This is a genomic window from Collimonas arenae (assembly GCF_000786695.1).
GTDB classification, from domain to species: Bacteria; Pseudomonadota; Gammaproteobacteria; order Burkholderiales; family Burkholderiaceae_D; genus Collimonas; species Collimonas arenae_A.
The window spans coordinates 4,332,566-4,348,900 of the sequence record NZ_CP009962.1 but is presented as its reverse complement, the minus strand read 5'-3'; the positions used below and the strand labels follow the sequence as shown (position 1 = coordinate 4,348,900).

At 56.3% G+C, this 16,335-nt stretch carries 24 protein-coding genes; 3 read left to right on the top strand and 21 right to left on the bottom strand.

Features of this window, described 5'->3' with window-relative positions:
• Window positions 1-71: 71 nt before the first annotated feature.
• A complete protein-coding gene (locus LT85_RS19075; RefSeq protein WP_038492048.1) occupies window positions 72-968 on the bottom strand; it encodes a hypothetical protein in 897 nt (298 codons plus the stop codon).
• Window positions 969-1,048: 80 nt separating this feature from the next.
• Window positions 1,049-2,311 carry a contractile injection system protein, VgrG/Pvc8 family gene (locus tag LT85_RS19070; RefSeq protein ID WP_038492043.1) on the bottom strand — a complete coding sequence of 421 codons (1,263 nt, stop codon included), beginning with the start codon at window positions 2,309-2,311 and terminating at the stop codon, window positions 1,049-1,051.
• A 99-nt stretch (window positions 2,312-2,410) separates the two neighbouring features.
• Between LT85_RS19070 and LT85_RS19065 the strand changes: the two genes are divergently transcribed.
• Window positions 2,411-2,599, top strand: a complete 189-nt coding sequence (locus tag LT85_RS19065; protein WP_038492039.1) for a hypothetical protein — start codon at window positions 2,411-2,413, stop codon at window positions 2,597-2,599.
• A gap of 257 nt (window positions 2,600-2,856) precedes the next feature.
• On the opposite strand, the gene LT85_RS19060 is transcribed toward LT85_RS19065, so the two are convergent.
• The 12 genes from LT85_RS19060 to LT85_RS19000 are packed head-to-tail and all read right to left on the bottom strand — an operon-like array spanning window position 2,857 to window position 12,113.
• On the bottom strand, window positions 2,857-3,384 hold the full coding sequence (locus LT85_RS19060) for a phage tail protein (RefSeq protein WP_038492037.1): 528 nt from the start codon (window positions 3,382-3,384) through the stop codon (window positions 2,857-2,859).
• Between the two features lie 13 nt (window positions 3,385-3,397).
• On the bottom strand, window positions 3,398-6,052 hold the full coding sequence (locus LT85_RS19055) for a phage tail tape measure protein (RefSeq protein WP_038492034.1): 2,655 nt from the start codon (window positions 6,050-6,052) through the stop codon (window positions 3,398-3,400).
• Window positions 6,053-6,055: 3 nt separating this feature from the next.
• Window positions 6,056-6,172 carry a GpE family phage tail protein gene (locus LT85_RS26160; protein ID WP_038492031.1) on the bottom strand — a complete coding sequence of 39 codons (117 nt, stop codon included), beginning with the start codon at window positions 6,170-6,172 and terminating at the stop codon, window positions 6,056-6,058.
• A gap of 8 nt (window positions 6,173-6,180) precedes the next feature.
• Window positions 6,181-6,516 (bottom strand): phage tail assembly protein, encoded by a 336-nt coding sequence (locus LT85_RS19045; RefSeq protein ID WP_052135317.1) that lies wholly within the window; start codon window positions 6,514-6,516, stop codon window positions 6,181-6,183.
• Window positions 6,517-6,573: 57 nt separating this feature from the next.
• A complete protein-coding gene (locus LT85_RS19040; RefSeq protein ID WP_038492028.1) occupies window positions 6,574-7,083 on the bottom strand; it encodes a phage major tail tube protein in 510 nt (169 codons plus the stop codon).
• Window positions 7,084-7,110: 27 nt separating this feature from the next.
• A complete protein-coding gene (locus LT85_RS19035; RefSeq protein ID WP_038492025.1) occupies window positions 7,111-8,283 on the bottom strand; it encodes a phage tail sheath protein in 1,173 nt (390 codons plus the stop codon).
• Between the two features lie 33 nt (window positions 8,284-8,316).
• Window positions 8,317-8,892, bottom strand: coding sequence for a tail fiber assembly protein (locus tag LT85_RS25585; RefSeq protein ID WP_052135316.1), 576 nt, complete (start codon window positions 8,890-8,892; stop codon window positions 8,317-8,319).
• A 13-nt stretch (window positions 8,893-8,905) separates the two neighbouring features.
• Window positions 8,906-9,655 (bottom strand): tail fiber protein, encoded by a 750-nt coding sequence (locus tag LT85_RS27215; protein WP_052135315.1) that lies wholly within the window; start codon window positions 9,653-9,655, stop codon window positions 8,906-8,908.
• A 10-nt stretch (window positions 9,656-9,665) separates the two neighbouring features.
• The gene (locus tag LT85_RS19015) at window positions 9,666-10,235 is read right to left on the bottom strand and encodes a phage tail protein I (RefSeq protein ID WP_038492024.1); all 570 of its coding nucleotides are present in this window, start codon (window positions 10,233-10,235) and stop codon (window positions 9,666-9,668) included.
• Entirely contained in the window at window positions 10,232-11,128 is an 897-nt protein-coding gene (locus LT85_RS19010; protein WP_038492021.1) for a baseplate assembly protein, read from the bottom strand. The genes LT85_RS19015 and LT85_RS19010 overlap by 4 nt, the downstream gene beginning before the upstream one ends.
• Entirely contained in the window at window positions 11,125-11,469 is a 345-nt protein-coding gene (locus tag LT85_RS19005; RefSeq protein ID WP_038492019.1) for a GPW/gp25 family protein, read from the bottom strand. The genes LT85_RS19010 and LT85_RS19005 overlap by 4 nt, the downstream gene beginning before the upstream one ends.
• A complete protein-coding gene (locus tag LT85_RS19000; RefSeq protein WP_038496801.1) occupies window positions 11,466-12,113 on the bottom strand; it encodes a phage baseplate assembly protein V in 648 nt (215 codons plus the stop codon). The genes LT85_RS19005 and LT85_RS19000 overlap by 4 nt, the downstream gene beginning before the upstream one ends.
• Window positions 12,114-12,454: 341 nt before the next feature.
• Here LT85_RS19000 and LT85_RS18995 point away from each other — a divergent pair, with 341 nt between their 5' ends.
• Together LT85_RS18995 and LT85_RS18990 are read left to right on the top strand one after the other, a co-directional pair.
• Window positions 12,455-13,243 carry a hypothetical protein gene (locus LT85_RS18995; RefSeq protein WP_038492017.1) on the top strand — a complete coding sequence of 263 codons (789 nt, stop codon included), beginning with the start codon at window positions 12,455-12,457 and terminating at the stop codon, window positions 13,241-13,243.
• Between the two features lie 60 nt (window positions 13,244-13,303).
• Complete coding sequence (locus LT85_RS18990; RefSeq protein WP_081992545.1) at window positions 13,304-13,792, top strand: YcxB family protein; 489 nt, start codon at window positions 13,304-13,306, stop codon at window positions 13,790-13,792.
• 3 nt (window positions 13,793-13,795) lie between these two features.
• On the opposite strand, the gene LT85_RS18985 is transcribed toward LT85_RS18990, so the two are convergent.
• Genes LT85_RS18985 through LT85_RS18955 form a run of 7 tightly spaced genes read right to left on the bottom strand, consistent with a single transcriptional unit; the run spans window position 13,796 to window position 16,326 of the window.
• Window positions 13,796-14,263: a phage virion morphogenesis protein gene (locus tag LT85_RS18985; protein ID WP_038492011.1), complete on the bottom strand. Its 468-nt coding sequence runs from the start codon at window positions 14,261-14,263 to the stop codon at window positions 13,796-13,798.
• Window positions 14,260-14,748 (bottom strand): phage tail protein, encoded by a 489-nt coding sequence (locus LT85_RS18980; RefSeq protein WP_038492008.1) that lies wholly within the window; start codon window positions 14,746-14,748, stop codon window positions 14,260-14,262. Before LT85_RS18980 ends, LT85_RS18985 begins: the two co-directional genes overlap by 4 nt.
• Window positions 14,726-14,953, bottom strand: coding sequence for an Rz1-like lysis system protein LysC (lysC, locus tag LT85_RS26970; RefSeq protein WP_253273578.1), 228 nt, complete (start codon window positions 14,951-14,953; stop codon window positions 14,726-14,728). The genes LT85_RS18980 and lysC overlap by 23 nt, the downstream gene beginning before the upstream one ends.
• The gene (gene lysB, locus LT85_RS27210) at window positions 14,853-15,263 is read right to left on the bottom strand and encodes an Rz-like lysis system protein LysB (protein WP_052135313.1); all 411 of its coding nucleotides are present in this window, start codon (window positions 15,261-15,263) and stop codon (window positions 14,853-14,855) included. Before lysB ends, lysC begins: the two co-directional genes overlap by 101 nt.
• Complete coding sequence (locus LT85_RS18965) at window positions 15,254-15,712, bottom strand: D-Ala-D-Ala carboxypeptidase family metallohydrolase (protein ID WP_038492002.1); 459 nt, start codon at window positions 15,710-15,712, stop codon at window positions 15,254-15,256. Before LT85_RS18965 ends, lysB begins: the two co-directional genes overlap by 10 nt.
• Window positions 15,693-15,977 carry a phage holin family protein gene (locus LT85_RS18960; RefSeq protein ID WP_038491999.1) on the bottom strand — a complete coding sequence of 95 codons (285 nt, stop codon included), beginning with the start codon at window positions 15,975-15,977 and terminating at the stop codon, window positions 15,693-15,695. Before LT85_RS18960 ends, LT85_RS18965 begins: the two co-directional genes overlap by 20 nt.
• On the bottom strand, window positions 15,970-16,326 hold the full coding sequence (locus tag LT85_RS18955) for a putative holin (protein WP_038491996.1): 357 nt from the start codon (window positions 16,324-16,326) through the stop codon (window positions 15,970-15,972). The genes LT85_RS18960 and LT85_RS18955 overlap by 8 nt, the downstream gene beginning before the upstream one ends.
• Window positions 16,327-16,335: the final 9 nt, after the last annotated feature.

The following is a 16,335-nucleotide window of genomic DNA, read 5'->3' as shown; positions in this document are numbered from 1 at the left end:
TCCAACGCTCGTTAATTTACGTTATGTGGAGTGCATATCAAATTGACAGCATTCGGCTTGGCCGACCAACGCTATTTAATATCGGACATTGGACACCTCAGGTCTTGATTACCACCCCGAATGATGTCCACTCCGGTTTTAGGAACAAAAAACTGTCTGCTTTTGAAAATATTTCCCGTGTTTTGATTCACTTGAAATATCTCTAAATAACTCTTATCACCGAAAAAATTCCAAATCACATTCAAGTGCTCGACAACCCAAGTTGATTGCCCGGGAATCTGACATGCCTTGACGGGAATGCCATAGAGTTTAGCTACAGAAATCGTCTTTTTATAACTTTCGCTGTCCAGTAAGATGACGTCTGAAGATTTAGAGCGGATCCCCATTTGACTCATCGTCAAATTGAGTAATGCTGGGTGAATAAGCACTATATACGCTATGGCGACCAGCAGGACAATTAGCACTCCCATTTTTTTTGAGAGGGCATTTTCTGGCTCTGTAATCCTGATACCAAATATGAGACAAACAAAGAATCCAGTAGAAATGAAATAAAAAATTGCTGTGCTGTAGTCAGCATTAAGTCTACCCACAGGATCAACTTTAAGTAAGATTCCTGCAGCCACGGCGAGGACAAATAGAAACAACGAGACAGTGTTGTATCCCGTCAGTAGAGGATAAACAATAGCTTCGCTTTTCTTGTTTTTCCGTCTGTTGAAGAGCCAAGCAAGGCCATTGATGAACCAAAGCGTTGTGAAGCCGCCAAATATAATCCCGATGGTATAAATTGCCGAAAACGAAAATGCGACATAGGTGAACAGAAAAACGTCACTGATACTAAGGCCGGTAATCGAAAACCCCTCAGAAAAACAATATACGAATACGAGAACTACGCCGATTGCCAGTATTAACTTAGCCGAATCAATGACTAACTTTAAAATTGCCTGTATTTCTTCAACAATAGGTTTCATTTTTTCTCCCTGATGATGCGTCCATTATTGAACGAAAAATCATTCTAGCTTGTCGCAGATATATAACTACTGACTCTCCCTTAAGTAGCGTTATTTTCCTTGATGATGTCGCGCCGCGCCACAATGTGTTCCCATTCCCCTTGTGCTGCGCGTCGGGCGGCCTGTTTGCTGGCATAAATGTGATTTAGTGTTTTCGGATTGCCAGTCGCGCCGGCCAACGGCTTCACATGCTTACCCTCACCTGTTAGCGGCGCTATTTCCTGACCGGATTTTTTCGTGACCGCGTTACGCCATTTGGCAATCACGCCGGTAATGCCCGGATCCGGATCTACCGCATCTTCACGCTCGACCTCGGCCTCTTCCGTGCGCGTCTCCAGCTCGATGCGCGTGGTAAAGCCGGCGTCACCGATGCTATGCGTCACCTTGGATGCCAGCCAATCCATGCTATCGATTGCGGCTTTGAATCCCATCACCGTTACCGGCGACTGCGGCATCAATGCCGGAACGCCGAGCGCCAGCGATAGTTCAAAACTGGATGTGCCACGTTGGATGCGGCCCCATTCCGCAAGCGCCGCCGTGCGGGCGTCGGCTTCGTCGGCATAGGTGGTACGCAGCCGCTTGCTGTTGCCTGGCAAGCCCGCAACCACACTGCGGCGCAGGCCGTGCTTTTCGTCATACCAGAACACGCGTACGCCGCTGTAGCTGTCACGCTCGGCGCTATGGAAGCGGTGATTGTCACCCAGCTGGCGCGTGATCTGGATCACCGGCAAATCTTGTCCGGAGGCGGTCTTGCTGCGGCCCGCTGGCACAAAGATCAAGGTGTCGTTTTTGACGGTGGCGGCCGCATCGTATTTTTTGCCAAGACGGCGCAGGAAGGCGGCGTCGCTCTCGCGGGTCTGGTCGATGTGTTTTACAGGGATATTGCGCAGCGCATCGGAGACGCCGGCCATGAGCTGTTGCTTGAATGCGATCAGCTCGATGATGGCGCCAAGGGTGGTGTTGCTGTAGCTGTCCTCGCGTACCTCCCGGAAAGTATCAATCAGACTTGCCGTGCGTGCGCGCAAGGTCAGCACATCCGGCGCGCCGCTATGCTCGATCTCGTCTACGGTAAAGATACCTTTGTCGACCAGGCCGGAATCGGCCCAGCCGATCTGCACATTGATTCTGGCGCCCTTCGGCGGGATGGCGAGTTGGCCGTCTGTATCGGACAAGGTGATGGTCAACTCATCGGCGTTGTCGCTACGGCATTCGGTCAATGAGAGGTTGACCAGGCCCGGTGCAAACTTGGCGGTGATGTCCTGGTCGTCGAGGGTGATTTTAAAGGCGGGTATTGGATAGGTCATTGTGAATTAGGCAATGAAATGCTTTCTGTTTGTTTACAATGGCCTGGCAGACTCTCATTCTGCATTTTTCATTCACCTTACAGAAAGCACTAATCACTAATGGATAGAAACACGGAACTGCTCGAAGCAATATTGGTAGCGCAAGCACTGACCCTGGCACATGAAATTCAAGCCGTCAAAGTGGCGGAAGGCTATGGTCACGATATCGATAAATATCTGTTCATGGCCTACGACATGATGGAGGCTAAGCGGGACAGTATTCTTTCAAGACTTCTTGAAAATCGCTAGATGAACAATCCAGTATCGTTGCATTGTTGAGTACCACGTCCGTCTGTCGCAGGACATGACGGATTTCAGCATGGGTTAATCCGTCCAGTGTTTGCAGCACGCGGATTGCCCATGCGTAGACCTCTCTGTCGTTTAGCGGGTGACGAGTGCCTTGCTTCGAATTGAAAACTTCTACATCAAATTTTTTGTAAGCAATCGCTGGACGTGGTTGCATTTTTGTTCCTCTCTTTTCATAAAAAATCACACTGCGCGGTGCTTTAAAACAAGCTCCGCACGCTGTTGGTGACGTTGTTTAGCGTCGATCTGCCGGTGTTGATGGCGTTGTTCACGCTGTTGCCGATGCCTTCCAGGCTGAGCATGTTTTTGATGCTGCCTAAGTCGCCCAGGGTGTTGAGCAAGCCCAGCACCGATTCGTCGGTACGCTTTAGGGCGATGGTGAATTCGATTCTGCCAGCGTCGCCATCCTGCGCCAGGTGCGTGCGGCCCTCGGTCATGTTGGTGATAATGAAGGAGCCGAGAATGCGGCCCGTCCCCAGAATCAGGATCCACGATTTTCCGGTGTCGGCCATCAGCCGTAACGCGTCGAGCGAATAGACGCTGCCAGTCAGTTCCGGGGCAATCCAACCGGACAAAGTGACCGTGTCGTCACCCTTGCCGGTGAACTGGTGGGCGTCACGGGCGCCGACGCGTGACGTGCTCGCATGCTTCCATTCTGTCTGCCTGTGTAATTCCTGGTAGGCCAGGGTCGGCAGGCTAAAGACGAACATGCCCAGGGCCATCATCATATTGGTGAATTCCTTATTCGTTGTAGTCGGACAGGCTGGAACGGAGCCGCGCCGCTTTCTGCCGGTCGCGCTGTTCCATGGCTTGCGCCACGGCGCGGCCTATGGCACGCTCGTCCATGCTTGGCGTTGTTTGAATCGTGATCTGGATGGTGTCGCCCTGGATCACCATTCCGGCACCCGCTGCACGCGGCGCCATGGGCGGGCGGGTATCGAAGGCCAGCGCCGGCATGGTGGCCGCGCCGATGGCCATGCCGGCGCCGAGCTGGGTCAGGCGCTTGGCCAGTCCGCCGACTTGTCCGAGTGGTTCGCCTTCGCTGCGCTGCAGGCCGACCGTCAAACCTTGCATCGTGAAGTCGCCCAGCTCGGCAAACACGCGGCTTGGACTATGGATGCGCAGCTTTTCTTTGAACCAGCCGACCACGCTGTCGCTGACGTTCGACATGGTTGTCTTGACGGCGCCCATTGCGCCGGTGATGCCGTTGACCAGTCCTTGCATGATGTTCGTGCCAAAGTCGGTGAATTTGGCTGGCATGTCGATGCCGAACCAGCTCATGACGCCGGCAAACGCCTGGTAGAACAGACCAAGCGGCGACCAGTTCAGTAGCAATGCACTGACGCCCAGGATGCCGCCGTCGAATGCTGCTTTGACTTCGGACCAGAGACCGGCAAAGAAGCCTTTGATCGGTTCCCAATAGCGGTAGATCAGATAGGCCGCGACTGCGATGGCAGTGATGGCCAGGCCAATGGGATTGAACAGGAAGGCACGGCCAACAAACAGCAGAACACGGCCCAGCCAGAGGAAAGCTGACCCGATACCGCGCAGGATCGGCGTCAGCACGCCGCCGGAAAGACCCATCTTGGCAAACAATACCGTCAGGATGGCGTAGGGGCCGATCAGGGCGGCCAGGCCCAGCATCAGGGGACCGAGTACCACCAGAATGGCGGCGACGGCGCCCAGGCCCACAATCATCGCTTTGGCGATAGTCGGGTTGCGTTCCATGAAGCTGGTCAGGCGTGTCAGGGCGCCGGTCGCCAGCTCGATGCCCTGGATGTACAGCGGCAGGATCTTCTCACCCATGGTCAGTTTCAAGTTGGCCAGCTTGGCGGCGGCATTGAGTTCTTTGCCGCTGGCTTGTTGTTGGCCCAGGGCGTCGATCTGGTCGATATCGTAGGCGCCGGCGTTCAGTTTCATGTTCTTGTGGATCATGCCGCGCTGCAGCACCATGTTGGCCATCAGATCAGCGGCCTTGCGGTTGGTGTATAGACTGCCGATGGTGTCGAGGATCTGCTTTTCTTCGGTAATGCCGTGCTTGGCCAACTGCGGCAGCAAGACCTGTTCCATCCACTGAAACTGGCTCTTCTTGAACAGATCTGCGCCAAGCAGCGCGCCGGGATTGAGCTGGGAAGTCTGGCCGACCTTGTCGTGTTTGACCTTGGTGTGGTCGCCAATCAGCCCCAGGCGGTCCAGATTCATGGCGGCCCGCTTGCTGGTGCGGCCCTGGTACAGATTGTTGTAGCTCGACATGAGGCCGTTACCGACGCCGAAGCCGCCCAACTCCTGCACCAGCGGCTCCAGCTCGAAGTAAAACGCCTTCTGGTCCAGGCCCTTGGCGGCGATACCGCCGGTTTTAATGAGGTTGAGCCATTCGGTGGGGCCGACGCGGCCGCCTGTCGCAGAGATGACCTTCTGCACCATGTTGGCTTGCTCGTGGAATTTGTCGTAACTGCTGGCGCCACCCCGCGTTTCGATCACTTTCAGCATGTCCATGAACTTGCGGTCGTTCTCTGCGCCGGACTCTTCGCCGTACATGGCCTTGTTGCCGAACTTCATCTTGGCCAGCAAGGGTGCGACCATCTGCGCATGCGGCAGATCGCCAAATACGGACATGGCGTCGCGCACCAGCTCCAGGTTCTCGTTATGGCTGGTGCCGTAGGTTTGCAGGTTGCGGGCGTATTTCTCGGCGTCGGCGCTGACCTTGGGCCCCAGGCCCAGACCGGTGATACGGGCCTGTTCGGTCTGGTAGTGCTTCGCCTCTTTAACGCCGGCCACGATCGGCACGCCCATGACGCCGCCAGCGACTGTGGCGCCAATGCCTGCCGTTGCGACATGGCCGGCGACGGCACGCGCCTTGTCGGCGTGCTGGCGGGCGCCGGCTACGCGTTGTTGATGTGAAGCGATGGAAGACAGACGTTTTTGCTGTTCGGCCAGCTGGAGATTGGTGGCAGCGATATCGGTGCGCAGCCGCCGCTCATGGGTGCCGAGGTTACCGGCACCGATGCCGGCGCCGGATAGCCGGTCACGCAACACCTGTAGTTGTTCGCTTTGCTGCTGGCCGGCGCGTTTCAGATTGCCGGCGGATTTGACGGCGGCGTTGAATTCCCGCGTCATGGCGCGGGTAGGTTGTGCCGTTTGCTGCATCTGGCGGGCAAGTGCATTGACGTGCTGCTGCGCGTCCCGCAATTTGGCTGTGGTGGTGCCGAGGCCGCTATGCAGCTCTCGGAAACGGCCAAGGTCACGCTGCTGCGTATTCAGCTCCTTGAGACGGTCATTGGTCGCCTTCATCGCCTTACCCAGCGCCGTGGATTCGCTGCTGATCTTCTTCAACGGCGCGGTAAGTTTATCCAGGGCGGCAAACACCACTTGTAACCGTAACTGCTTGTCACTCATACATTACTCATCCGCTCCGTTGCGCACCCTGGCGCGTTCGCGCCAGGCCATCAAATCTGTCAACTCCAATTCGTCCATGGCCTGCGGTGGCCAGTGAAACACCACTGCAATGTCGGCCATGGCGTCTTCTACGAATTGAGGTAAGCCGCCTGACGATCTGCTTTCTTCACCAAAAAATAGGCCACCTCGGCGCCCAGCGCCATCAAGTCGGCCAGGTCCAGATTGGCGACGTCCTGTGCGGTGAGCGTCGGCACGGTCACACGCGGCAAGACGCGTTGTAGGGCGGAGACATCGAGGTTGCCGACTTCGGTCAGCGACAGGCCGCGCAGTTCGCCCGCCTTGGGCTTGCGGATCTGGATTTCGGTTATGGTGGTGTCGCCACGCACAATCGGTTCATCCAGTTGTACGGTTTTATAGACGCCGGCGGCGATTGAGGAAATGGCAGCTTGTACTTGTTTGGTCATGGTGTTGTGCTCTTTAAAGTGAAAAATAAAAAGGGGGGTGCTGTTAACGTTGCCGCGTTACAGGCCGATGGCACGGCGGATGCCCGCGTTGCGGTCGACGCCGTCCACGATTTCGACGCCGTTGATGAAGTCGAATTCGAAGATGACTTTGTTGTCGATGGTCAGCTTGTAGTAGCTGCAGGCGGTCGTGTATTTGTGGGTGGTGTCATCACCGACCTTGGCGTTGCCCATGTCGATTTCCTTGTGCCGGCCACGGACGACGATTTCGACGGCCGAGATGGAGCCGTCATCATCATTTTCGTAAGCACCGGCAAAGCGCAGCTGGGTGGCGTTGTGGCTTCTGGCGCCGTATTGGGTCAAGGCGCCGATCAGAATACCGCCGGCGCTCCATTCCAGGTTAATGGCTTCGTTACCAAGATCGACCGACACTGGGCCGCTCATACCGCCGGCGCGGTACTCTTCCATCTTGCGGGAGAGTTTGGGTAGAGTGACTTCCGCCACTTCACCTTTATAGGCGTTGCCGCTGTCGAAGAGAATGAAGTCCTTCAGTTTTTTAGGGAGTCCCATGGATGGTTCCGATGCAGGTCAGATGGATTAGGAATTGACCTGGGCGACGAAGTCGGCCAGGTAACGGTCGGTGATGCGCTGCTGGAACATGAGGTTTTCCAGCGGCGGTACCGGGGTGTAGTCGTAGTCGATGGTCAGCTTGCCGTCTTTTAAATTTTCTTTGCTGTTGAATTGTTCATCGCACCAGGCGCTGCCGCCGATCAGATAACCCTGTTTGACTAAGTCGCGGAATTTGGCATTGATGCTTTCCACCAGATCCTTTACTAACGACGCGTGCAGGGGCTTGTCGGCATAGGACATATGCGCTTCGGCGATGGTGTCGGCCAACACTTGCGCTGTTCTGGTGTAGTTCTCAAAGTAGAAAAATTCCGGCGTTTCGCAAGTGCGCGAACCCCAGAAGCGGAAGCCGCCGCTGTTGATCAGGGTGGTGACTTCCTTGCTGTTCAGGTAGCCGGCATCGGACGCCGGATCCTGCAGATCCCAGAACACATCCGAGGAAATACCGGTCGGGCCGTTGACAACCATGTTCGACAGCGTCTTGTGCCATCCGATCTCCTCATCCAGTTTGGCGCGCAGGCCGAGGGCATAGGCCACCGCCGACATGGACGCTTCGGCATTGGTGGCAGTGTCCCAGTTCACAAAATCGGGCCAGATAAGCATCAGTTCGCGCTGGCCAAAATCCTTGCGGTACAGGACCGCGTCTTCCTTGGTCATGCAGCCGTGTGCGGCCGCATAGACGAAACTGCGCATTTGCTGAGCGACGCTGACCAGAGCGTTTGTGACCGGCTTGGTGTCCAGGCCAGGCGCGCCGAGAATCCGCGGTTTGACTCCGAGGCGGCTTTGCGCAGCCAGCAGCGCTTTGATGCCAGTGTACTTGCCGCTAGCAGTGGTGGTGCCGATCACGTTAGACGTGGTTTCCGCTTCGTCCTTGCCTTCGGCCACGCGCACCACAATCGTGAACGGCTTGGTTTGGGTGCCGATGGCGTCCAGAACCCGGCGCAGGGTTCCCTTCTTGCCGGCCTTTCCCGCTGCAGCGATGACGTTGGTCAAGAGGACCGGCGTGTCTAGCGGGAAAACAGCCGGGTCGGCGTCCTCGGCGGTGGCAATCAAACCGATGACGGCGGTGCTGATGGTGCGGATTGGGCGTGTGCCCTCGTTCTTTTCGATGACGCGCACGCCATGGTGGTAATCGGTAGGCAAATGAGACTCCTGTCGTGTAAGGGGTGAAGAGAATTAGGCGGCGGGCGATACCGGCCAGGCAATCGCTGCCGGAAAGCCGTCTTGCGTGTCGATGCGATTTAAGATCACGCGGTATTGTTTCCAACGCTTGAGCAATGCGGCTTCTGCTTTGGTCGCCTCGTCCAGATCGATGGCGTCTTGCAAGGGGGCCATTTTTGTGGTGGCAAGAACCAGTAATGTGTCGCGCTGCGCCATCGCCTCCAGCATCAGACGGGCGGTTTGCCTGTCCAGGTCGAACTGCCATTGGCCGTTGTTCCAGACGTGATCCTGCGAAGGACGCGGCAATGCTGTCGCTTGTATGCCATCGGGTGTGTCGCCAATATGGGGAATGTCCAACGGACTGCCGTCTACAGTGTGATACAGGGCGACGCCGCGCCAGTCGGGACAGAGCTTCCAGCGACCCTCAGCGAAGACAGCGATTTCCTGCGATCCCGCTTGCGGCGGCTTGCTGTCGGTGGCATGGGCGGGGATCAGGTACACCACCTCGTGATCGAGCGGAGAGATATCCGCCTGGCTGGTGCTCAACAGTTCGCCGGTACTTTGGCTAAAGTTGTAAATCATCTTTGTCATGTCAGCCTCGTTCCTAATATTTGATGCAGGCAAGCAAGGCCAAGTTACGCGGACGCGTCTCCGTCCCGCCTGTTGCTGCCGTGGTGGTGGATTTCCAAAAGTTGGAGCCGCCCAGGGCGATCCCGGCATCGACACTACCTGCCACGCTGCCCGAGGCCGACACAATGCCGCTCGGGCCGTGGTTATGCAGCCGGAAGTCTTCCGCTTGCCCCGATCCGAAAGTACGGCCGACGTCAATCCCGCGCCCGTCATCGAAGCCCCGTATAAACTCGCCGCGCAGATCGGGCAGATGGAATGTTTTATTACCGTCTCCAGCGCCATAGATTGTGCCTATCGCGGCAAACAGATCGGCATAGGTGGTGCGTGAGACGGCCGCGCCGTTGGCCTTCAACCATCCGGCGTGCAATGCCGCACTGGCAAAGTAGGCGACTTCGCCAACGGGAGCGGCATTGGCGGTCTGCATGGCTGTCGCAGTGGATAGCGAAGTAATGTTGCTGCTGGCGGTGCTTAAGCCCGTGCCGGTCGAGGTCGACAGTGCGGCAATGTTGCTTACCGTGGTGCTGAGTGCGGACGATACCGACGTGGAGAGCGTCCCGGTGCTGCTGATGGTCGTACTCAGTCCGGTCGACAAGTGCAATGTCCGGTTTGCCAGCTGGTGCGCCTGCCGGTTGGCGATGCCGCCTGGGCCGCCGACGACATCGTCGGTGGTGGCGATCTCATAGATCGTTTCTTCCCAGATGTCCTGTTCGTTGATGGTTGCCATGTATGTCCTGTTAAACAATGCCGTAGGTATAGGTGCCGTCATACTTGAGAGCGCCGTTGTATTGGTTGGGCGCGGTACTGAAATCCAGCCCGGTCAAATGGCAGCAACTACGCTTGACGCTATGGATGCGTTGCCGGATCAAGGCGGCTTGTTTGATCGTCACCGGCCTGGTCAGGATCACGCTGAAGGTGGCCCATTGGGTTTTACCTCCATAGGTGCGACTGCCGTCGAACCGGGCTTTGCCGTCATAGCGGATGCTGTGCGAGCGCTCGATGACCTGGGCGTTCGGATGGCCCAACGCTGCCAGCGCCCGTTTGATTGCACCTGGCGTACCCTTCTGGCGGCGAATGGCGCGGGAAGTGGCGATGACTTCCCGTTTGAATGCCTCCGGCCAGTCCGCATCCCATTCTTCGACCCCGAGCGCCCAGGCTAACCAGGGCAGCAAATGGGCCGGACACGTGCGCGGGTTCCAGTTCGGGCGCAAGTTCAGCGGCACGGCGGCGAGTCGGGCGGTCGACTGCTCTAGCGCCCGTTCCAATGGGGGGCTGTTCGGCGGCAGGAGGGATTTGACGTGTTTCATTTGCCGGTCCCCGCAAAACGTACGTCTATCGCCTTGCACCAGGTGGCCTGGCTGTCGTCGCAGACCACGTGCTCCAACGGACTATGGAGAATGACTTTGTAGACCCCGGCCACCCGTAGCGCCGCATAGAGACCGTCCAGGGTGATGTCGTAACCCAGTAGCTGGCATTGGGCGATATAGGCAATTACCGCTTTGTACGCGGCTTCCAGCACCAGGCTTTGGTCTGGCCCGCCATAGGTCAGGATATCGGCATCCAGCGCCCATTCCCTGATGATGGCCGGATACACCAGCACTTCTTCGGACTGGGGACGCACGTCATCGGTATTGAGTGCTGCGGCAACCGTCGCCAGCAAGGCCGCATCGGGTGCGCCGTTGCCGCTGCGCGAGAGCACATAGACAATCGTGGTGCCGGGATAAGGGCTGAAGACGGAGGCATCCTTGACCTGGCCGCTGGCCGATAGTGCATGAAAAATATAGGCGTTGTCGGATCCGGCCGTGGAGTAGCCGTCATCCTTGAGTAACAGGCGACGGCGATAGCTATCGTTGTCCTCGTAGACTGCGGCTATCGGCGGTGTTGCGTGCGGATCGGCGGCAGTGACCAGCAATCGCAGTTCGTTGTAATAGGTGATGCCCAGGTGATCCAGATCGGCGTCGACGGCGAAGGCCAGCAATAATGCCTTGCCTTCTTCGTTGATGCGCTGGCGCAGCAGCAATTCCCGATAGGCGGCCACTTCCAACACCTTATAGGCGGGATCGGCTTCGGAGATGTCGGCCAGGGATGGATCGCGCCCGGTCAGGTCGGCAAACATCTCGGCCAGGATGAATTCAAACGACAACGCTTCAACAAACGTAGGCGGTGCCAGTTTGGAGAGGTCAATGGTGGAAGTGCTCATACCGCTCCCGCCTGTTTGACAGGGACCAACATTTGCACGCCCTGGCCGTCAGCTACGCCATCCAGGATCAATGTGGCGTCGCCTTGTTGACCACGCTCCAGCTGGACGCCGGTCAACTGTATGCGCGGCTCCCAGCGCAGAATGGCATACGCCGTGGCGGCATAGAGGCGTAGTACGGTGGCGCCGTTCAAGGGCTGGTCGATCAATTCGGGCACATCGGATCCATAGTCCCGGCGCATGACGCGAGAACCGACAGGCGTCGTAATGATGTCGATCACCGACTGGCCGATATGGGCAATGCGCGTCATGGCGCGGCCGGTGCGGGCGTGCATACCGGTCATTTCGGCCCCTCGGTGTCATCGCCGCCCTTTTTAACGCCACCATGCGGATGCTTGACCAGGCTAATACCGCTGGCAATCACGTCCACGGTCGCTTGCATGATGCCTTGGATCATTGCTGCTGCGCCGCCGGCTTTACCTGCTTTGACGTTCATGCCGGCATTCAAGGCAGCAAAGCCGTTGACGGTGAGATTTTTTTCGACGGTCAGGTTGCCCGTGCAGATCGTGTCTTCGGCGTTGGAGGTCACCTTGCCAGGCGCAAGCGTCACGCTGGTGCCATCCGACAGCGTGGCGGTCAGCGTGTGGCTGCTGCTGTCGTACTGGACAACAGTGCCGTCCATATAGCGGATGGTGTGATGTGCGGGATTGGTGGATGGTGTTTTGAATTTATCGGAATACACGGCTGGCAGTACGGCCGCCTTGTTGAAATCGCCTTCAGGCGACAGCAGGATGACTTGTTCGCCGAGGGATGGCGGGCACCAGATTTGCGTCTCGCCGGCGCGCGCCGTGATCCAGGGGCGCCAAGTGGTGGTGTTTTTGCCGACCTTGACACGCACATGCTGGGCATCGTGATCGATCTCGGCAATGGTGCCGAAACGGATCAGATTCAGGAGTAGGCGCAGCAGTTCGGAGCGGTCAATAGTCATGCGGTGCATGTTGCCGGTTCGCCGGAATCAATGCACCTGGTAGAGGGTTGATATTCGACTTATTGCCTATTGAGTAGCGCACATAAATGCACTCTGAAGGCTCTCGCGGAGTCGCACACGGATCTGAGGAAGGAAAATTTCCCAAATCTGTATCTTATTTGAAAAATATTGCAATACCTGACATAGATTATTGGACAACAGGCTGTCTTCTCAAGGATCATGGCTCAGTATCAATTTTTGAATTTCCACCTGTCATAAACCGTAATTTTAATCAACAGCCACACAGACATTGGTCCCCGACCATTTGAACGTGTTTGATCCAATGAAAAACGGGATTTACTATGCGACGCGTTATTTTATTTTTTATCATCCTGGTTTCTCTGGCTGTCTCCGGTTGTACTACCTTGGCAGATTCACGGTCGGCGAAAGGGACTGGCACAGCTCGCGTTTATGACGCGACTTCGGACGCGATCTGGACCGCGCTACCCAAGATAGTTAAAGACGTCGGCCTAGACTATGTAGGAGATAATAAAAGCGAAGGCTATGCTCTTGCCCAGCGGGGAATAAGTGCATTTAGCTACGGTGAAAACGTTGCAATGTTTATTGAGCCAACTAGCACTAACGATAAGACGAGGGTAGAAGTTGTGTCCAAACGGGCGTTGGCGACAACAGTATTCGCCAAAAACTGGGAGACAGCGATTCTGGATAAATTGGGAACAGTTTTTCCACCACCAGGTTCCGGGATATCTACGGCATCTCACAATGACATTACTCCGTTAGATTCGCCAGGCTTGTCGTCCAAAAAGCAATCTAAATTTGTTCCGCCGGCCTCGTCGTTCGCAAGTATTAACGACGTGTGGGCCATTCCCTTTGTTGGACCTCAGGCACGTTCGCGGTACATGGCCTTTTTATTAGCCCTTCCACCAAAAGCTTTTGCCATCGGTACAAATGGCGCGTGGGGCTGGACTAGCGATGACGCGAAGGCAATGCAGACGGCACTTTCTCTTTGCCTAGCGAGACCAGGCGCTCAGTGTTGGTTGTATGCCGTGGATAGCAACGTGGTATGGCAGTCGGATGAGAATCAACGTATCTCTCTGAAGCAATTGGATGCTGCCAAGACTGGAAATTAATCAATTTAGTTAGCAATCACAATACCAGTATTGCATCAATCAATTTCCCGAACGAACATTATGAAAACTACCTTTCGAATTTCAGAAAAAGAGTATATGCAGGCTATGAATTTGGCTTCAAAGTCCTCCCCGCGACAATGGGGTCTGATTTTCATGATGGTACTAGCGGTGACGGCAGTACTGTCTTCTTTAGGGTCGGGGACGAGGCTTGATATTGCGTTCAATTCCCTATTGATTTTGATTATATTCGGAGTAGTCATTTTTATTTATTTGCCGTACGTTATTCGGAAAGGTTATCGGCAAAACAAAGACATACAGGGAACACATGCCATCGAACTTCTTGACAATGGCATAGAACTTTCTTCACCGACTACCGTTGCAAACGTTCCATGGGATCATATTGTGAAGTGGCGTCAAAAAGGCGACTGGATTTTTTTATATCGCACTTCCAGAGCTTTTCATATGCTGCCAAAGTCCGTCGCAACTAACGGTTTCGACCTACCTCTGTTGATCGATCGGCTAACCCAGAACGTAGGTGACCCCGTCTAGTTCTCAAAATCTGCCAAGATGATGCAATAGTAAATCACGAATCAATGCCTGATCGGTGGCACTGAATCCAAGTAAAGGTCGGGCCGGATAGCGATATGCCGGCCCTTTTTTTGACACCTTGTCTTCCAATCCCTCCTGATGCACGCGGGCGATCCGTACCACCTTCTCAAAAAATCCAACCGACAGCTGGTTTTCATCATTCTCCGTCAGCAGATACTTGGTCTTGCGCAGTTTTTCAAACATCGCCGCCTTCTGCCGCTTTACGCGTCCTTTTTTTCCGCGCAGGTTTTTACGCTGCTTGCGTGCGGTGTAGGGCGCACCGTCTGGCGCCTGTTGGCTTGCAATACGTCGCACCTGGCTGCGGCGCAATTCTTGAGCGATCTTGCGCGTGACTACGCGTCGCTGGCCGGGTTGCAGTTTGGCCAGCAGCACGTCGGCCCACGTTTCAAGAGCGCGTAGGTCATCAGTCATGACGGATCCTGCGGGACATGCCACTCGGCGATGAGAGAGTCACCGGCGTACAGCTTCCAGAATTCGTTTGTATATTCCGGTGTCGGCTGCGGCTCTGCCGGATGCCGGACATCCAGCCGGCCGGCATCACCCCGTTTGACGACGACGCGTTCGGTCAGCGCCAGATTGATCGACAGGTCTATGGTTTCGTGATTATTGAAATCCACATCAAAGCCGATGCCGGTCTTGCGCAGCTCGGCGTTGTCCAGCAAGTCGCGCTGATGGATGGCCACCCATGCCAAGAGCGGCACCATGATGGCGTCCGGATCACCGCTGTAGTCGGTGATGATGATATTGAGCTTGTACCGGTATTCAAACGACAGGGATGCCGTACCGGTGGCCACTGTATTGCCTGCATCGGCAAACACTAGCAGCTTATCGGGATTTTGCTGCAAATCGGGATTCGCCGCGGTTAAGTGTTCTCTAAGACTTTTGGGCTTGTACACGCTCGGTGTCCTCCTGACAATCGACCACGCTATCCACCTTGGCGGCACAAACCGCCCAGGCCGCCTCGGTGCGCTCCAGAGAAAGATTCATCGCGCCATTAGTCCTAGGCGCCGTCGCCGGCAGACTGCACCGGCTGATTGTCGGGCAGGCGTTGATGGTAAGCACCGGTGGCGGCGGGACGCTCCCGCAGCCTGGCAATAGCATCAGGCAAAGGAGTATCGGCCCAGCTACGTATCGTGGCATTGTCATGTTGAAGACTTTCAATCAGATTTTCTCGTTCGGTGAGGGTCGCAGCAATGTGGTCATTGGTGGCTTGCAGTTTGGCGGCAGCGCGCCTGGTTTTGGCTGCCGTATCAGTCAGCGTCTTGATCGTGCTGTCCTGGTCACGGACGGTCTGCTCGGCACGTTTGACGCGTTCCCTGGCCGCGTTCAGGGCGTCACGCTGGATATAGATCACCGCGCCAAGGGCGGTGGCCAATAGCGCCGCGATCAGGCTTTTGACGATCACCGCCATAGGCCGGCCCTTGTACCTTTGCTGTCGATGGTCAGCACCTGGCGCCGGGGTGCTACTCCTTCCGCAGCTATCCCCAGGTGGACCCAGATGGCAGAGCCGGCGCGCTCATAGATCAGCTGATCGAACTGCAGGTAGGACTTTTCCAGCGCCTGGCAGATCTCCATCGGTGTACCAAACGCCGGCGCAGTAAAGTCGTTCGCCAGACCATTCAAGTGTGCGCTGTTGCCGGCGCCGCCAACAACTCGATTCAATGCCGGACAGCGGTAGCCGCTGGAAATCACCATTGGCGCACCGCGTAGTTCCAGACGCACGAGCTCATTAAAGCGTGCCAGGCGCCGCAGGTTGACCACAATGGCCGGCGCTGGCGTGTTGTCGATACCGAGCGTACGCGCTGTATCGCTGCGCGTGAATTCCTCCAATGTGAAATGGTCAGTAAGTGATGTTGTCATTGACGTCCTTGATGATGTTGGCGACGTTGCCCTGGGCGCGCAGCACCAGGACACATAAAGTTAGAGCGATACCGGCCTGGCCGAGCGAAGGGTGACCGTGACCGAGTAGGATCTCCAGGGCGCAGGTGCCGGTGGCCACGATCAGCAGCCATGCGATGAGGGAGATGTGAATCCGGTAGTTGGCTCTGCCGCGCCGGTAGCACAGCAGCCGGATACAAGCACTGGCATAAGACAGCAGCGCCAATACGGTCAGTAATTTAGTCATGGCCGCCTCCCTTGCGCAGCCACGCGGGCAGCTCGATGGTTTTAATTAGCTCGATGCCGTGCAGCGTCAGCGCAATGGCCGCCGCCGACGCGACAAAGGCGGCCACACCGGATTGTTTCAACGGGGTGTTGTTGATGACCTCTGGCGCAGCCAGATAACCAATGGTCAGCGAGATTGCCATATAAGCCAGGCGCTGCAACACTGGCAGGTTTTTGCTGGAAATCGCCACCAGGGTGGCGCCGGCGAATGCGCCGATTAGTGCATTGCCATCAATACCAGGAAAGAGCGTCGTCAACCCAATGCCGGCGGCAGTGGTAGTAATGAGGGTAGTAGTGCTGGGGTCTGCCATAAATAAATG

What these genes read in the sequence shown, in the direction of transcription:
- LT85_RS19005 (WP_038492019.1), bottom strand. Translation starts at nt 11,469, where the DNA reads ATGACCGGTATGCACGCCCGCACCGGCCGCGCCATGACGCGCATTGCC.
- LT85_RS19045 (WP_052135317.1), bottom strand. Translation starts at nt 6,516, where the DNA reads ATGACCAAACAAGTACAAGCTGCCATTTCCTCAATCGCCGCCGGCGTC.
- LT85_RS26160 (WP_038492031.1), bottom strand. Translation starts at nt 6,172, where the DNA reads ATGGCCGACATTGCAGTGGTGTTTCACTGGCCACCGCAGGCCATGGAC.
- LT85_RS19000 (WP_038496801.1), bottom strand. Translation starts at nt 12,113, where the DNA reads ATGACTATTGACCGCTCCGAACTGCTGCGCCTACTCCTGAATCTGATC.
- LT85_RS18985 (WP_038492011.1), bottom strand. Translation starts at nt 14,263, where the DNA reads ATGACTGATGACCTACGCGCTCTTGAAACGTGGGCCGACGTGCTGCTG.
- LT85_RS19015 (WP_038492024.1), bottom strand. Translation starts at nt 10,235, where the DNA reads ATGAAACACGTCAAATCCCTCCTGCCGCCGAACAGCCCCCCATTGGAA.
- lysC (WP_253273578.1), bottom strand. Translation starts at nt 14,953, where the DNA reads ATGCTATTGCCAGGCTGCGGGAGCGTCCCGCCGCCACCGGTGCTTACC.
- LT85_RS19070 (WP_038492043.1), bottom strand. Translation starts at nt 2,311, where the DNA reads ATGACCTATCCAATACCCGCCTTTAAAATCACCCTCGACGACCAGGAC.
- LT85_RS18995 (WP_038492017.1), top strand. Translation starts at nt 12,455, where the DNA reads ATGCGACGCGTTATTTTATTTTTTATCATCCTGGTTTCTCTGGCTGTC.
- LT85_RS19075 (WP_038492048.1), bottom strand. Translation starts at nt 968, where the DNA reads ATGAAACCTATTGTTGAAGAAATACAGGCAATTTTAAAGTTAGTCATT.
- lysB (WP_052135313.1), bottom strand. Translation starts at nt 15,263, where the DNA reads ATGGCGGTGATCGTCAAAAGCCTGATCGCGGCGCTATTGGCCACCGCC.
- LT85_RS18990 (WP_081992545.1), top strand. Translation starts at nt 13,304, where the DNA reads ATGAAAACTACCTTTCGAATTTCAGAAAAAGAGTATATGCAGGCTATG.
- LT85_RS18955 (WP_038491996.1), bottom strand. Translation starts at nt 16,326, where the DNA reads ATGGCAGACCCCAGCACTACTACCCTCATTACTACCACTGCCGCCGGC.
- LT85_RS18960 (WP_038491999.1), bottom strand. Translation starts at nt 15,977, where the DNA reads ATGACTAAATTACTGACCGTATTGGCGCTGCTGTCTTATGCCAGTGCT.
- LT85_RS27215 (WP_052135315.1), bottom strand. Translation starts at nt 9,655, where the DNA reads ATGGCAACCATCAACGAACAGGACATCTGGGAAGAAACGATCTATGAG.
- LT85_RS19010 (WP_038492021.1), bottom strand. Translation starts at nt 11,128, where the DNA reads ATGAGCACTTCCACCATTGACCTCTCCAAACTGGCACCGCCTACGTTT.
- LT85_RS19065 (WP_038492039.1), top strand. Translation starts at nt 2,411, where the DNA reads ATGGATAGAAACACGGAACTGCTCGAAGCAATATTGGTAGCGCAAGCA.
- LT85_RS19055 (WP_038492034.1), bottom strand. Translation starts at nt 6,052, where the DNA reads ATGAGTGACAAGCAGTTACGGTTACAAGTGGTGTTTGCCGCCCTGGAT.
- LT85_RS19060 (WP_038492037.1), bottom strand. Translation starts at nt 3,384, where the DNA reads ATGATGATGGCCCTGGGCATGTTCGTCTTTAGCCTGCCGACCCTGGCC.
- LT85_RS18965 (WP_038492002.1), bottom strand. Translation starts at nt 15,712, where the DNA reads ATGACAACATCACTTACTGACCATTTCACATTGGAGGAATTCACGCGC.
- LT85_RS25585 (WP_052135316.1), bottom strand. Translation starts at nt 8,892, where the DNA reads ATGACAAAGATGATTTACAACTTTAGCCAAAGTACCGGCGAACTGTTG.
- LT85_RS19040 (WP_038492028.1), bottom strand. Translation starts at nt 7,083, where the DNA reads ATGGGACTCCCTAAAAAACTGAAGGACTTCATTCTCTTCGACAGCGGC.